We start from the raw sequence: 14,928 nt of genomic DNA, 5'->3' as shown, positions 1-14,928 counted from the left end.
CATGCGGCGATGGCCCGGCTAAATCTGCGCAGACGCTGGCCACCCCATGCCCCGGAAAGAGATGCCCATGCCCACGCTGAATGAAATCCGTTCGACTTTTCTCAATTTTTTCGAACGCAATGACCATCGGATCGTCGACAGCTCTCCGCTGGTGCCGCGCAACGATCCAACGCTGATGTTCACGAATTCCGGCATGGTGCAGTTCAAGAATTGTTTTACCGGGGTCGAGCATCGCGACTATACCCGCGCTGCGACAAGTCAAAAATGCGTGCGGGCCGGGGGGAAGCACAACGATCTCGACAATGTGGGCTACACCGCGCGGCATCATACGTTCTTCGAAATGCTCGGGAATTTCAGCTTTGGCGACTATTTCAAGGAGCAGGCGATCCCCTATGCCTGGGATCTGTTGACCAAGGATTTCGGGATCGACAAATCCAAGCTCCTGGTGACGGTCTACCATACTGATGACGAAGCGGCGAATATCTGGAAGAAATACGCGGGCCTGAGCGATGACCGGATCATTCGCATCGCGACCGATGACAATTTCTGGTCGATGGGGCCGACCGGTCCCTGCGGCCCCTGCACCGAAATTTTCTATGATCATGGAGCGGAAATCTGGGGTGGCCCTCCGGGCAGCGCCGAGGAGGACGGTGATCGGTTCATCGAAATCTGGAACCTCGTTTTCATGCAGAACGAGCGGTTTTCCGACGGCACGCAGCGCGACCTTGACATGCAGTCGATTGACACCGGCATGGGGCTGGAACGGATCGGTGCGCTGCTGCAAGGCAAGCATGACAATTACGACACCGACCTGATGCGCCACCTGATCGAGGCGAGCGCCCACGCCACGAGCGCCGATCCCGACGGGCCGGGCAAGGTGCATCACCGGGTGATCGCCGATCATTTGCGGTCCACGTCCTTCCTCATTGCCGACGGTGTGATGCCCTCGAATGAAGGGCGCGGCTATGTGCTTCGCCGGATCATGCGCCGCGCGATGCGGCATGCACATATTTTGGGTGCCAAGGATCCGGTCATGTACCGACTGGTGCCCGCGCTGGTGGCGCAGATGGGGCAGGCCTTCCCAGAACTGGGCCGGGCGCAGGCACTGATCGAGGAAACGCTGCGGATCGAGGAGACACGGTTCAAGCAGACGCTCGATCGCGGGCTGCGTTTGCTCGACGACGAATTGGCGCACCTGCCCGAAGGGACGGCATTGCCGGGTGAGGCGGCGTTCAAGCTCTACGACACGTTCGGGTTTCCGCTCGATCTGACGCAGGATGCGCTGCGCGAGAAGGGGCGCACGGTCGATACCGACGGGTTCGATTCCGCCATGGCTGAGCAAAAGGCCAAGGCGCGCGCCGCGTGGTCTGGGTCGGGTGAGGCGGCGGATCAGGCGATCTGGTTCGACATCGCAGAGGACAAGGGCACCACCGATTTTCTGGGCTATGACACTGAGATCGCCGAGGGCCAGATTGCCGCCGTCGTTTCCGACGGTGCGATGACGGGGGCGGCGGGCAAGGGAGAGACCTGCCAGATCGTCCTCAACCAGACCCCGTTCTATGCGGAATCTGGCGGTCAAGTGGGCGATTCCGGCTCGCTTGAGACCGAGTCCGGCCGCGCGCGCATCACCGACACGAGGAAGGTCGCCGGGGTCTTCATCCATTTCGCTGAGGTCGAGACTGGCGAGATCAAGAACGGGCAGGCGGCCAAACTGGCCGTTGATCACGACCGCCGCAGCGCCATTCGCGCCAATCATTCGGCCACGCACCTGTTGCACGAGGCGCTTCGCCGGGCGCTTGGTGATCACGTGGCGCAGCGCGGCTCGCTCAACGCCTCGGACCGGCTGCGCTTCGACTTCAGCCATGCCAAGGCGCTCAGCCCCGAGGAAATGACCCGGGTCGAAGCCGAGGTGAACGCCTATATCCGGCAGAACGCGCCCGTCGAGACGCGGATCATGGCCCCGGACGATGCGCGCGATCTGGGCGCGCAGGCGCTCTTTGGCGAGAAATACGGCGATGAGGTGCGGGTCGTGTCCATGGGCATGCTCGACGGGTCCGGCAAGGGCAGTGACGGTCGCACCTATTCGATCGAGCTGTGCGGTGGGACCCATGTGCGCCAGACCGGTGACATCGGCACCTTCGTGGCGCTTGGTGACAGCGCATCGAGTGCGGGCGTGCGCCGGATCGAGGCGCTGACGGGGGCGGCGGCGTTCGACTATCTAAGCGGTCAGAACGCACGGCTGGCACGGGTCGCGGGGGATCTCAAGACCCGGCCCGAGGATGTGCCCGAGCGGGTGAAGTCGCTGATGGAGGAGCGCCGCGCCTTGGCCAACGAGGTAGCGCAGCTGCGTCGCGATCTGGCGATGGCAGGCGGGGCAGGGCAGGGTGAAGCCGTTGCCGCGCGCGACGTGGGTGGGGTTGCGTTCCATGCGCAAGTACTTTCGGGTGTGCAGGGCCGCGACCTGCCGCCGTTGATCGACGAGCACAAGGCGCGGATGGGCAGCGGTGCGATCTTGCTTATTGCCGATACCGGCGGCAAAGTGGCGGTTGCGGCGGGTGTCACCGATGACCTGACGGCGCAGCTTTCGGCGGTCGATCTGGTTCGGGCGGCGGTGGCGGAACTGGGCGGCAAGGGCGGCGGTGGCCGACCCGACATGGCCCAGGGCGGCGGCAGCGATATCGGCGGGGCAGATGCTGCGATTAAAGCGGCAGAGGGGGTGCTTACCTCCTGAGGAGGATGAATGCGCGCCTATATTATCGGACGGATCACGGTCAACGACCCGCAGGACTACCAGGCCTATGCCGATCAGACCGTGGCCCTCGCCGAGAAGTTTGGCGGACGGTTTTTGGTCAAGGGCGGTGAGCAGACCGCTCTTGAGGGCAACTGCCCCGAGCGACATGTGATCATCGAATTCCCGAACCGGCAGGCAGCGCTCGACTGGTACCGCTCGGAGGAGTATCGCCGCATCCTGCCGCTGGCACTGTCGTCGAGCAGCCGGGACATCGTCATCGTCGATGGCATCTGAACAGACAGGAGATCACCTCATGCCCGCCCTATGGATCGCCCATGTGACCGTCACCGATGACGCTGCCTATGGCCGCTACGCCGCCCTTGCGGGACCTGCCATCGCAAAGCATGGTGGCGCCTTCATTGCGCGAGGCGGACGGTATGTGCAACTGGAGGGCAAGGAGCGGGCGCGCAACGTGGTTGCGCGTTTTCCCAGCCTCGAGGCCGCGGAGACCTGTTATCGCAGCCCCGAGTACCAGAAGGCGCTCGACCATGCGCGCGGCGCGTCGGAGCGGGAATTGGTGATCGTGGAAATCACGGACTAGGCTGGTCGCCGCAAACCGTGGCCCTAACTCCTCTTGCGAAAGGGGTTTGGGATGCGGTTGTTACTTTTTATCTGGCTTTCTGCGAGTGCTACCTGCGTCACGGCGCAGGGGTTTGACGCGCTGAAACAGCCGGGGGTCGTTGCGCTGATGCGGCACGCGCTTGCCCCGGGAACGGGAGATCCGGCAGGTTTCGCGGTCACCGATTGCAGCACGCAGCGTAATCTGGATGCCCGCGGTCGTGAGCAGGCCCGGCGCACTGGCGATGCGCTGCGCGACGCCGGTGTCACCTTTGATCACATCTGGACCAGTCAATGGTGCCGGGCACGCGACACAGCTGTATTGATGGAGATGGGAGATGTGGAGGAAAAGCCACCGCTCAATTCCTTCTTCGCCGGGCGCGGCGACCGGGCGGCGCAGACAGCGGCAACTCTCGATCTGATCGCGGAGTTGCCTGAGGGTGATCGGCTCTTGATCGTGACGCATCAGGTGAACATCACCGCCTTGACCGGGCGTGGCGTGGGCTCGGGTGAGATTATCGTGACCCGGCGCACGGGGGACGGGCTTGAGATGGTCGATCGGTTTCTCGTCGCCCCATGAGCGCCTAGCGTTTACCGTAATAGAGCCCGACGACATGCTCTGCCTCGGCAAAGAACAACCAGCGGGAAGCAGCTATGCCTGCGATATGGGCCAGAACCGCGACGAGCGCCAGCATATGCGAGAAGGGCACCAGCAGGAGCGCGACGGGTAGCACGTAGCCTAGCCCGAAGGCGATGGCCCGCAGTTTCATCGCGTGTTTGCGCCCGACCTGATGGACCATTTCCCGCAAGAGGTAATTGGTGCCGGTATGGGGCGGCTCGAAGGCGCGAACGGTGCCAATGCTGCCAAGCCCCGTCGCCGTCGCCATGTCGGTGCCCGAGGCGGCAAAGGCCCCGTCGCCGCGCACCCACCACAGGATTTGCAGCACGCCGGCAATGGGAATGAGGATCAGCGCGGCGCTGAGTTCTCCGGCCAGAAGCGCGCCCCCGGCCAGCGAAATGGCAATCAGCAAGGCGGGGGTCAGGGGGGTGTTCCAGCGCGGCACGGTTTTCATCTGCGTGTAAATCATCGAGGTGGTGAACACCGTGCCGAGCGACAGCAGGGCTCCGACCCAGCCAAGCAACGCCAGCCGGGTGTCGAAAAACACCAGCCCCGCGCCATAGGCGGCCATGACCAGAAGCGCTGCAACCGCGCAAACGCCTTCGCGTGACAACCAGCTAGAACGCCACTGGCTGAACGCCTTCCATGCGCGTTCCGGATGCCCGAGGTGAAAGGTCGAGGCCAGGAGACCGCCCACAGCGAGCGCATAGGCAATGGCGAAGAAGGCGAAGGCGACCCAGCCGGTGACCGCAGGCAGGCCCAGCCCGAGCCAGATCAGCAGGCCGAAGCCAAGCCCCGAGAGGGTGGTGAAGACGATGACGGACGGGGCGGGATGCATCAGATCTTCTCCAATGTGCGGTCAAGCCAGCCGAGAAAGCCCTTAGGCTCCTCCATCACCGGCTCCAGAAACGGGGCCAAGATGTCGATGTCGCCCGCCGGTTTGGGCTGGTCGAGCGTGTCCTTGGGGCGGGGTGGCAGGTATTGATTGACGGGCTTGGTGCCCTGCTCGGGCATGAGATCCATACCGCCGCGCTCTGCCACAAGCTGGCTCACGTCGCTGTCGGGATCGCCGAGGTCACCGAAATGACGCGCGTTCGACGGGCAGGTGCGCACGCAGGCGGGCACGCGGTCCTCCTCGGGGAGGTTGTCGTTATAGATGCGGTCGACGCAGAGGGTGCATTTCTTCATCACCCCCTCGGCCTGATCCATCTCGCGCGCACCATAGGGGCAAGCCCATGCGCAGAGGCCGCAACCGATGCAATCGGTTTCATTGACCAGAACGATGCCGTCCTCAACCCGCTTGTAGCTGGCCCCCGTCGGGCAGACGGTCACGCAGGGCGCATCCTCGCAATGCAGGCAGGATTTGGGAAAATGCACCAGTTGCGCAGCCGGGTGTGGCATGGCCGAGGTCGCCAGCGGCTGCACCTCGTAGCTGTGAACGCGGTTGAGGAAGGTGCCCGACGGGTCCGCACCGTAAGGGTCCTGATCGCTGAGCGGTGCGCCGTAATTCTCGGTGTTCCAGCCCTTGCAGGACACCACGCAGGCGTGACAGCCGACGCAGGTATCAAGGTCGATCACGAGGCCCATCTTGCGGGTGGTGCTTTCGGGAAGCGTGGTCATGCGGGGCGCTCCTCAATTATGTGGGTGCGGGTGCTTACCGGCTCTTCGCGGCTCTTGTCCCATGTGGCGATGAACCAGATGAACGAGCCGACACCGAAGGCGACAAAGGCCAGAATGGCGAGCAATGTCAGGGTCTTGCCGCTCATTTTCCGACCTTCCATTCGAGGTGGTCGGGGCCTTGCCCCACCGGCGATTTGATCGGGGCGAAGGCGGGTTGCGATTCTGCCGGGGCTTGAGCCTTTTCGATCTTCACCCGCAGGTCGAACCACGCCGCCTGCCCGGTGATCGGATCGGAGTTTGACCAGCGCAGCCCATCACCCTTGGGCGGCAACAACTCGTGGATGAGGTGGTTGAGCAGGAAGCCGCGCGTGGCCTCGGGGGCATCCTCGGAGAGCGCCCAGGCCCCCTTGCGCTTACCGATGGCGTTCCATGTCCAGACGGTATTTTCATTGAGCGCGGCCATGTGGGCGACCGGCACCGTGATCTCGCCATGGGCGGAGGTCACGCGCGCCCAATCGCCGTCGGTAAAGCCGTGTTCCTCCCAGAGTTTGGTCGGCAGATAGAGCGGGTTCTGCCCGTGTATCTGCCGCAGCCAGGCGTTTTGCGTGCCCCAACTGTGATACATCGCCATCGGGCGCTGTGTCAGCGCATGCACCGGGAATTCCTCGGTATCGACGCTGCTATCCTCGAAGGGCAGATACCAGATCGGCAGCGGGTCCATCATTGATTTGATCCGCGCGCGAAGGTGATCGGGCGGTTGACGATCGCCATGCCCCTCGGCTGCCAACTGGAACTTGCGCATCGGCTCGGCGTAGAGATCGAAGATATAGGGCTGCGGTTTGTCGAATATGCCCATGCCGACGGCCCAATCCTGATAGGCCATGTTCCACGGCTTGTAGTAATTCGCGCCCTCGGGGATGTGGCTGACGAAAAAGCCGCCGTTTTCAATATAGCGGTCGATCTGCGCCGGGTTGGGCGCGCCGCGGCCCACGTCCTCGCCATTGCCGCGAAAGCCCGCGAGCGGGCCGATCCCCGGCTTGCGCTCATGATTGACCATGTAATCGGCGTAGTCTTGATAGCGCGGCGTGCCGTCCTCGGCGGTAAAGCCTGGCAATTTCAGCTTGTTGGCCAGTTGCACCAGTACCGTCTGAAAGCCGCGCACATCACGGTCGGGCTCGATTACTGGCCAGCGGATCGCGTCCGCCGCCGCATCGGCCTCGCAGATCGGACGGTCGAGCAGGGAAATGCAGTCGTGGCGCTCCAGGTAGGTGGTGTCGGGCAGGATGAGATCGGCATAGGCGACCATTTCGGAACTGTAGGCATCCGAATAGATGATGCGCGGGATGACGTAGTCGCCGTTCTCGTCCTGATCGGTCAGCATCTCCATCACGCCACGCGTGTTCATCGACGAATTCCACGACATGTTGGCCATGTACATGAAGAGCGTGTCGATCTTGTAGGGGTCGCCCGCATGGGCGTTGGAGATGACCATGTGCATCAGCCCATGCGCCGACATCGGGTTTTCCCAGGTGAACGCCTTGTCGATGCGGGCGGGGCTGCCGTCGTCTTTTAGGGCGAGGTCCTCAGGGCCTCGCACGAAGCCCAGATGCGGCCCGTCGAGCGGCTGACCGGGCGCGAATTTGCAATGCGGCGTGGGATGGGCGCTGACGGGTTTGGGGTAGGGTGGCTTGAAGCGGAACCCGCCGGGCACCTCGACCGTGCCGAGGATGATTTGCAGCACATGCAGCGCGCGGGCCGTCTGGAAGCCGTTGGAATGGGCCGATATTCCACGCATGGCGTGAAAACTGACCGGGCGGCCGGTCATCGTCTTGTGCGTCTCGCCGCGAAAGTCTGTCCATTCGTGATCGAGGGTGAAGGCCTCGTCAAAGGCCACGCGCGCGATCTCGGCGGCGATGCGGCGGATCTTGTCTGGCGTGATGCCGCAACGCTCGGCCACCGCCTCGGGGGCGTATTGCGGGTCGAGGTAACGCTCGGCCATCAGGTGCATCACGGGGCGATGTGTGATCCCGTCCACCTCGTGCGTGGCGCTCAGATCGGGGCGCACGCCGGGGGCGTCGAACGCGGTGAGCTTGCCGGTGGTGCGGTCGATAACTGTCGGTTTTCCGTCGGTATCGCGTAGGAAAAGCCCGTGCTCGGGCGAATTGGGATCGGCGTTCACCAGAACGGGCGCGTTGGTGTAGCGGGCGAGGTAGTCGAGGTCGATCTTGCCCGCGCGCATCAGCTCATGGATCAGCGACAGGATAAAGAGGCCATCGGTGCCCGGCGTGATGCCGACCCAATCGTCGGCCACGGCGTTGTAGCCGGAACGGATCGGGTTCACCCCGATCACCCGCGCGCCACGCGCCTTGATCTTGCCGATTCCCATCTTGATCGGGTTGCTGTCATGGTCTTCGGCCACACCGAACAGCATGAAGAGCTTGGTATGGTCCCAATCCGGCTGTCCGAATTCCCAGAACGCGCCGCCCATCGTATAGATGCCGCCAGCTGCCATGTTGACCGAGCAGAACCCGCCATGCGCCGCGAAATTCGGCGTGCCGAAATTCTGCGCCCAGTAACCGGTGAAGCTCTGCGATTGATCGCGCCCGGTGAAGAACGCAAGCTTGGAGGGGTCGGTCTTGCGGATCGGCTCCAGCCAGTCGCAGGCGATTTGCAGCGCTTCGTCCCAGGAAATTTCCTCGAACTCCCCCGAGCCACGGGGGCCCACGCGCTTCAAAGGCGCGCGCAGGCGCGAGGGGGCGTTGACCTGCATGATCCCCGCCGAGCCCTTGGCGCAGAGCACTCCCTTGTTCACCGGATGGTCGCGGTTGCCCTCGATATAGGCCACCTTGCCGCCCTTCATATGCACGTTGATCCCGCAGCGGCAGGCGCACATGTAGCAGGTCGTCTTGCGCACCTCGTCCGAGACATGGGGAGAGGTGTCGATGTGTGGCTGGTGATGCGTCATGTGAGGGCCTTGTCCTTGGTCGGCGTCACGTTAGGGCAGACGAAGTCTGGCCGCGACCGTTTTCTGAGATCTTTGCATTTCCTGAACATCCGTCTTGGAAATCCCGAAGACAGCGTTTCAATGTTCCTGTTTTCATGGCGGCGATACATTCAAGAGATGAAGCGCATCGGCGGCGATCATGCGTTCCTCCTGCGCGGGTACGATCCAGCCGGTGATGGTCGACCCCTTGCTGTGAAGGCGTGATTCACCGCGGGTGTTCGCCTCCTCATTCAGCTGCGCGCCAAGCCATGCGAGGCCCCGAAAAATGCGCGCCCGGATGGGGGTCGCGTTTTCGCCGATGCCGCCAGTGAAGGCCACGGCATCGACCCCCTCCATTGCCGCGATCAGCGATCCGGCATGGCGGATTGCCCAGTAGCAGAAGTGATCTATCGCAAAGCGCGTCTCGGGTGTGTCCGCCTCCATCAGCGCGCGCATGTCCGATAGCCCGCCCGAGAGGCCGCGCAGCCCGCTTTCCTTGTTCAAGAGGTGATGCGTGGCCACGATCCCGTCTTCCTCAGCGAGGCGCAGCACGGCATTGCCGTCAATCTCGCCGGTGCGGGTGCCCATGGTCAGCCCGCCAAGCGGGGAATAGCCCATGGTCGTGGCAACCGACTGCCCGTCACGGATGGCGCAGACAGAGGCCCCGTTGCCGAGGTGAAAGGCGAGCAGGCGCGTGGGCAGCGCCGCGCCGGTCATGTCCGGCATGTGACGTACGAGCGAGGCGTAGGAGGTGCCGTGGAACCCGTAGCGTCGGATGCCGCGCGCCTCGATCCCGGCGGGCACGGCATAGCGGGCCGCAACCTCGGGGTTGGTGGCGTGAAAGGCGGTGTCGAATGTAGCGGTCTGGGCCAAGCCGGAGGCAAGGCGCGCCAGCGTCTTGATGGCGGCAAGATTATGCGGGTTGTGCAGCGGCGCGAGCGCCGAACAGCGGTCAATCGCCGCGATCACCTCGGGTGTAACACGCGCCGGTTCGGTCAGTTCGGTGCCGCCATGCACGACCCGGTGCGCGGCGGCGCGAAAGCGGCTGAAGGGCAGGCCGTTCGCCTCCAGCCCCGCAAGCACCGCTTGCAGCGCGCTTTCGTGATCCGGGAAATTCTGTGCTGTCGTGACGCTGCCCAGTCTCAGGTGCCCCGCACCCCCGATACCATCGGCGATCCCGGTCAGCGTCTCGGTCAGATCGCTGTCGAATACCGCGAGTTTGATCGAGGAGGATCCGGCGTTCAGGACCAGTATGAGATCGCTATCCGCCGGATCGCTCATTGCGTCAGACCTGCTGCTCGCGCATGTCGGTGGCGTCGATTCCGGCGACGGCGACGGGCTTTTTCATCGCGTCGCGGCGGAACGGGTCGCCGAGTTCTTGGTTGAGCAGCACTTCGATCAGCGTGGTGGTGTTGTTCTCCATCTGATCCTTGATCGCCTGATTGAGCGCGTCGGTGAGCGCATCCATCGTCTTGACCTGCACGCCCTTGAGGCCGCAGGCCTGCGCGATGCCGGCATAGGAGACCTTCTGGTCAAGCTCGGTGCCGACGAAGTTGTCGTCGAACCACAGCGTCGAATTGCGCTTTTCAGCGCCCCATTGGTAGTTGCGGAAGACGATCTGCGTGACCGGCGGCCATTCCTCGCGGCCAATCGCGGTCAACTCGTTGACGGCGATGCCAAAGGCACCATCCCCGGCAAAGCCCACGACCGGCACGTCGGGCTGGCCGATCTTGGCGCCCACGATGGACGGCAGCCCATAGCCGCAGGGGCCGAAAAGCCCCGGCGCGAGGTATTTGCGCCCTTCCTCAAAGGACGGGTACGCGTTGCCGATGGCGCAGTTGTTGCCAATATCCGACGAAATGATCGCCTCTTTCGGCAGCGCGGCCTGAATGGCGCGCCACGCCATGCGCGGGCTCATCCAGTCGGGCTTGTCGGCGCGGGCGCGCTCGTTCCAGTTGGTGCCGGGGTCATCCTCTTCGTGATCCATCGAGGAGAGCTGCTGCGCCCAAGTGGATTTCGTCTGTGCGATCAGGGCCTTGCGCTCTTCCCGGCCCGCGTCACCCGCGCTGTCGGCGAGGGTGCCGAGGATCGAGGTCGCGACCTTTTTCGCGTCGCCCACGATGCCCACGGTCACCTTTTTGGTCAGACCGATGCGGTCGGGGTTGATGTCGACCTGAATGATCTTGGCGTCCTTGGGCCAATAGTCGATGCCATAGCCCGGAAGGGTGGAGAACGGATTGAGCCGGGTGCCGAGGCAGAGCACGACATCGGCCTTTGCGATCAACTCCATCCCCGCCTTGGAGCCGTTATAGCCCAAAGGTCCGGCAAACAGCGGATGCGAGCCGGGGAAGGCGTCATTGTGCTGATAGCCCACGCAGACCGGCGCATCGAGACGCTCGGCCAGTTGCCGCGAGGCGTCGATGCCACCCGCCAGAACCACGCCCGCGCCGTTTAGAATGACCGGAAATTTCGCCTCGCTCAGCAGCTTGGCGGCCTCGGCAATCGCCGTCTCACCGCCCGAGGGGCGCTCGAACTCGACGATGGCGGGCAGATCGACATCGATGACCTGAGTCCAGAAATCGCGCGGGATGTTGATCTGCGCCGGGGCCGAGGCGCGCTTGGCCTGAAGGATCACGCGGTTGAGTGTTTCGGCGATGCGAGTGGGGTCGCGCACCTCTTCCTGATAGGCGACCATGTCCTCGAACAGTTTCATCTGCTCGACCTCCTGAAAGCCGCCCTGACCGATGGTCTTGTTGGCGGCCTGCGGGGTCACCAGCAGAAGCGGCGTGTGGTTCCAGTAGGCGGTTTTGACGGCGGTGACGAAATTGGTGATGCCGGGGCCGTTCTGCGCGATCATCATCGACATCTTGCCGGTCACGCGGGTGTAGCCGTCGGCCATCATGCCCGCAGAACCCTCATGCGCGCAGTCCCAAAAGGTGATTCCCGCCTTGGGAAAAATGTCCGAGATCGGCATCATGGCTGAGCCGATGATCCCGAAAGCATGTTGGATTCCATGCATTTGCAGGGTTTTTACAAAGGCTTCTTCGGTGGTCATCTTCATGGGCGTGATCCTTCGGGTCGGGCGCAATCCGGCGCCGGGAATGACTGATTGATGTGAGCCTAGCCTTGGGGGCAGGGTGTTTCTAGGGCCAGATGCATATCTCAGGTAAGGCCAAGAATGCAAATTAATGGGAATAAAGGTATCAATAGTTGAATCAAGTCAAACAAAAATTCGCTCAATACACATGAAGTGTTAGCCGGAGTGCTCAGATATTAAAGATTAAAATTATAAAACTCCTCCTTCGCACTCTATTCCGGGCAATCCGCCAATTCGCGTGCCAGGAGCGTAATCCCGGGAGCGATGCGCTCGGACGGGATAGAGGAATAGGCGAGGCGGTAGAAATTACGCGGACGGCGCTTGCCATGAAAGAAGGGCGCGCCCGGCTCCACGAGCACGCCGCGCTTGCGCAGGCGCGCGTCGAGCTGGCCCATGTCGATATGAGCGGGGCCCTCCATCCATATGGACGAGCCGCCAAAGACCCCGCGCCCGGCGACGTCGAGCCCGTGCGCTGCGAGTGCCTCTTCCATGACCTTGCGGCGGCGGGAAAAAACTTGCCCCATGCGCCGCACGAGGCTGTCGTAATGGCCGAGCGACAGGAAATAGGCCGCCGTGCGCTGGATATGGCCCGGCGGGTGCCGCAACACGGAGGCGCGTAGGGCGCGGCATTCGCGAATAAAGGCTTTTGAGCCAACGAGATATCCAAGGCGCAGGCCCGGAAAGATCGACTTGGAGAAGCTGCCGACATAGATCACGCGCCCCTCGGTATCGAGGGATTTGAGGGCGGGTAAAGGCGCGCGGAGAAAGGAAACTTCGAACTCGTAATCATCCTCGACGATCAGCGCGCCCATATCGGCGGCCTTGGCCAAGAGCGCCTCGCGGCGGGCGCGGGGCATGGTGGCATTGGTCGGTGCCTGATGGCTGGGGGTGGTAAAGATCACGTCGGCCTGATCCGGCAGCGCGTCGGGCGGGAGGCCGTCGCGGTCCACGTCCACCGGGGTCAGATGACAGCGCGATTGCGTGAGAATATCGCGGAGCGCGTGGTAGCAGGGGTTCTCGATCACCGCCGTGCGGCGTTGTGTCAGGAGCACCTGCGCGGTTAGCCAGAGCGCGTTCTGCGCGCCCATTGTCACAAGTATTTCAGAGGGTTGTGCCAAGATTCCGCGACGCGGCAAGGTGTGGCGGGCGATGAATTCGATCAGTTCGGGATCGTCCTGATCGTAGTAATCGGCCGTCAGCGCCTGAAAATCCTTTTGCCCGAGCGCGCGCAGCGCGCAATGCCGCCAGTTGGTGTGATCGAAGAGCGCGGGATCGGTCTGGCCATAGATGAATGGGTAGGGATAGCGCGCCCAGTCCTGCGGCTTTTCGGGGGTGTCGCCGCCGGTGAAACGCCGCCCCAAAGCGCGCGACCAGTCGATGGTGTCGGCGCGCGGCGTCGGGGCGATGAATGCAGGTGGTTCTGGCGCGTTTTCAGACACATAGTAGCCGGAACGGTCGCGTGCTTCGAGATAGTCATTGGCCTGCAACTCGGTCAGCGCGAGGGTCACAGTGATCCGGCTCACCCCGAGATGGGCGGCGAGTTTGCGCGAGGAGGGCAGCTTTTCGCCCTTGCGGAACCGGCCTGAGAGAATGCCCTGAGCGATCATCTGCTGGATCTGCGCCTGCAAGGTGCCCTCTGCCTCGGGGGCGAGAAAGAATGTCTCAACCGGAATCGCCATGGGGCAAGAGTAGGTTGGACTTATGACTTGCGCAATCTGGTCCGAACGCGAAGGTATGGTTTTGTGACCATAGCGCTCTGGTCGCGGGATCCGTCTCAGGCGATCGGAAAGGCCCGGTCGAACAATTTCTGCCCCTCTTTGGAGTACTCGATGACCCGGCTGTCGGGCACGCGCCGGATCCAGCCCAGGGTTTCAAAATGCGCAAGCAAACCCCGGCCAAGACGGCCGGCCAGATGAGACCGGCGGTCCGACCAATCAAGGCAGTCACGGCACAGCGGCGTGCGAGGCGAGGGCAGGGATTGCAGATCAAGGCCGAGTTGGGCAACAAACTCCTGCCCCGAGGTGGTAAGGTGCAGCATGTCCCCATCGTGGCGCAGGAAGTCGCGGACCATCAGGCTGTCATACATCCGGGTGCCCATGGCCCCGGCCAGATGGTTGTAGCAGACCCGGGCATGGCGCATCGCCCCGTCGCGTGGTCCGGGGCGCGTGCGCAGCCGACCGGTGCCTGCCGCGAGGCCCATAAGCGCCTCGAGCACATGCGCCACATCCTCGGAGCCGAGCGTGAAATACTTGTGCCGCCCTTGCTTGCGCACCCTGATAAGGCTAGCGTTTTCGAGCTTTGACAGATGCGATGACGCGGTTTGCAAGGTGACGCCCGCCTCGGATGCCAACTCGGACGCGGTGAGAGCCTTGCCGCTCATCAAGGCGGTCAGGATGTTGGCGCGCGCCGGGTCGCCGATCAGTGCAGCGATTATCGAGATTTCGGGTCCGTCTTTCATAGTTCGACACTAATCGAAGCATTGGTGCGTAGCAAGCGGATAGGATCAACGCAGCAAGCCAAGGAGGACCCAATGCTGACCTGTGTGATCCGTTACCATATCGACCCGACCAAGAAGGACCAATTTGCCCTATATGCAAGCAACTGGGGTATCGCGATTCCGCGCTGCGGCGCGGACCTGATCGGGTATTACCTCCCGCATGAAGGCAGTAGCACGCTGGCCTATGGCATCTACAACGTGGCGTCGCTCACCGATTACGAGGCCTATCGCGCAAGGCTGGCAGATGATCCTTTGGGGCGCGAAAACTACGCCTTTGCGCAGAAAGAGAAGTTTTTGTTGCGCGAGGATCGGACTTTCCTGAAGCTGGTGCCCGTACCCAAGGGAGGCGCGGCATGATCGCGGTCATATTCGAGGTGGAACCGGCGGAGGGACAGAAAGAGCCCTATCTGGACATGGCGGCAAAGATGCGGTCGCTGGTCGAGGGGGTCGACGGTTTCATCAGCGTCGAGCGATTCCAGAGCCTGACCAACCCCGGAAAGCTCTTGTCGCTGAGTTTCTGGGAGGACGAGGCGGCGGTCGATCGGTGGCGCAAACTGCACGCGCATCGGCAGGCGCAACGCGCTGGACGCGCGGTGATGTTCGACGACTACCGTCTGCGCGTCGTCAGCGTGATACGGGATTACGGCAAGCACGACCGCGCCGAGGCACCCGGGGATAGCCTTGAGGCGCATGCTGGCTGACACATCTCTCGCCAAGCTGTGATTTGATTGCGCGGGACGATGTCGCTAGCCAGATGGGGTTT

Annotated in this window: 14 protein-coding genes; 6 read left to right on the top strand and 8 right to left on the bottom strand. The window is 63.0% G+C overall.

Annotation, left to right across the window (positions count from 1 at the left end):
* Nucleotides 1-67 precede the first annotated feature (67 nt).
* From alaS to PVU19_RS10120, 4 genes are read left to right on the top strand one after another with little or no spacing between them, the layout of a single operon-like run.
* Nucleotides 68-2,731, top strand: coding sequence for an alanine--tRNA ligase (gene alaS, locus PVU19_RS10135; protein WP_050661934.1), 2,664 nt, complete (start codon nucleotides 68-70; stop codon nucleotides 2,729-2,731).
* Between the two features lie 9 nt (nucleotides 2,732-2,740).
* Nucleotides 2,741-3,025 carry a DUF1330 domain-containing protein gene (locus PVU19_RS10130; RefSeq protein ID WP_050661865.1) on the top strand — a complete coding sequence of 95 codons (285 nt, stop codon included), beginning with the start codon at nucleotides 2,741-2,743 and terminating at the stop codon, nucleotides 3,023-3,025.
* A 19-nt stretch (nucleotides 3,026-3,044) separates the two neighbouring features.
* Nucleotides 3,045-3,332, top strand: coding sequence for a DUF1330 domain-containing protein (locus tag PVU19_RS10125; protein WP_050661866.1), 288 nt, complete (start codon nucleotides 3,045-3,047; stop codon nucleotides 3,330-3,332).
* 51 nt (nucleotides 3,333-3,383) lie between these two features.
* Entirely contained in the window at nucleotides 3,384-3,929 is a 546-nt protein-coding gene (locus tag PVU19_RS10120; protein ID WP_050661867.1) for a histidine phosphatase family protein, read from the top strand.
* A 4-nt stretch (nucleotides 3,930-3,933) separates the two neighbouring features.
* On the opposite strand, the gene PVU19_RS10115 is transcribed toward PVU19_RS10120, so the two are convergent.
* The 8 genes from PVU19_RS10115 to PVU19_RS10080 all read right to left on the bottom strand — a co-directional run bounded on the left by PVU19_RS10115 (nucleotide 3,934) and on the right by PVU19_RS10080 (nucleotide 14,126).
* The gene (locus PVU19_RS10115) at nucleotides 3,934-4,806 is read right to left on the bottom strand and encodes a dimethyl sulfoxide reductase anchor subunit family protein (protein WP_050661868.1); all 873 of its coding nucleotides are present in this window, start codon (nucleotides 4,804-4,806) and stop codon (nucleotides 3,934-3,936) included.
* The gene (locus PVU19_RS10110) at nucleotides 4,806-5,588 is read right to left on the bottom strand and encodes a 4Fe-4S dicluster domain-containing protein (RefSeq protein WP_050661869.1); all 783 of its coding nucleotides are present in this window, start codon (nucleotides 5,586-5,588) and stop codon (nucleotides 4,806-4,808) included. Before PVU19_RS10110 ends, PVU19_RS10115 begins: the two co-directional genes overlap by 1 nt.
* A complete protein-coding gene (locus PVU19_RS10105) occupies nucleotides 5,585-5,734 on the bottom strand; it encodes a hypothetical protein (RefSeq protein ID WP_162490390.1) in 150 nt (49 codons plus the stop codon). The genes PVU19_RS10110 and PVU19_RS10105 overlap by 4 nt, the downstream gene beginning before the upstream one ends.
* On the bottom strand, nucleotides 5,731-8,553 hold the full coding sequence (locus PVU19_RS10100; RefSeq protein WP_050661870.1) for a molybdopterin oxidoreductase family protein: 2,823 nt from the start codon (nucleotides 8,551-8,553) through the stop codon (nucleotides 5,731-5,733). Before PVU19_RS10100 ends, PVU19_RS10105 begins: the two co-directional genes overlap by 4 nt.
* A 132-nt stretch (nucleotides 8,554-8,685) precedes the next feature.
* The gene (locus tag PVU19_RS10095; RefSeq protein ID WP_050661871.1) at nucleotides 8,686-9,852 is read right to left on the bottom strand and encodes an acetate/propionate family kinase; all 1,167 of its coding nucleotides are present in this window, start codon (nucleotides 9,850-9,852) and stop codon (nucleotides 8,686-8,688) included.
* 4 nt (nucleotides 9,853-9,856) lie between these two features.
* A complete protein-coding gene (gene xsc, locus PVU19_RS10090; RefSeq protein WP_050661872.1) occupies nucleotides 9,857-11,632 on the bottom strand; it encodes a sulfoacetaldehyde acetyltransferase in 1,776 nt (591 codons plus the stop codon).
* Between the two features lie 248 nt (nucleotides 11,633-11,880).
* A complete protein-coding gene (pdxR, locus tag PVU19_RS10085; RefSeq protein ID WP_050661873.1) occupies nucleotides 11,881-13,347 on the bottom strand; it encodes a MocR-like pyridoxine biosynthesis transcription factor PdxR in 1,467 nt (488 codons plus the stop codon).
* 95 nt (nucleotides 13,348-13,442) lie between these two features.
* A complete protein-coding gene (locus tag PVU19_RS10080; RefSeq protein ID WP_050661874.1) occupies nucleotides 13,443-14,126 on the bottom strand; it encodes an ArsR/SmtB family transcription factor in 684 nt (227 codons plus the stop codon).
* A gap of 72 nt (nucleotides 14,127-14,198) precedes the next feature.
* Between PVU19_RS10080 and PVU19_RS10075 the strand changes: the two genes are divergently transcribed.
* Both PVU19_RS10075 and PVU19_RS10070 read left to right on the top strand, forming a co-directional pair.
* The gene (locus PVU19_RS10075) at nucleotides 14,199-14,522 is read left to right on the top strand and encodes an NIPSNAP family protein (RefSeq protein WP_050661875.1); all 324 of its coding nucleotides are present in this window, start codon (nucleotides 14,199-14,201) and stop codon (nucleotides 14,520-14,522) included.
* Entirely contained in the window at nucleotides 14,519-14,866 is a 348-nt protein-coding gene (locus tag PVU19_RS10070) for an antibiotic biosynthesis monooxygenase family protein (protein ID WP_050661876.1), read from the top strand. The genes PVU19_RS10075 and PVU19_RS10070 overlap by 4 nt, the downstream gene beginning before the upstream one ends.
* The last annotated feature ends 62 nt before the right edge of the window (nucleotides 14,867-14,928 follow it).

It is taken from the genome of Roseovarius tolerans (genome assembly GCF_028885395.1).
Lineage (GTDB): Bacteria > Pseudomonadota > Alphaproteobacteria > Rhodobacterales > Rhodobacteraceae > Roseovarius > Roseovarius tolerans.
This window is presented reverse-complemented; position numbering and strand designations above follow the sequence as displayed.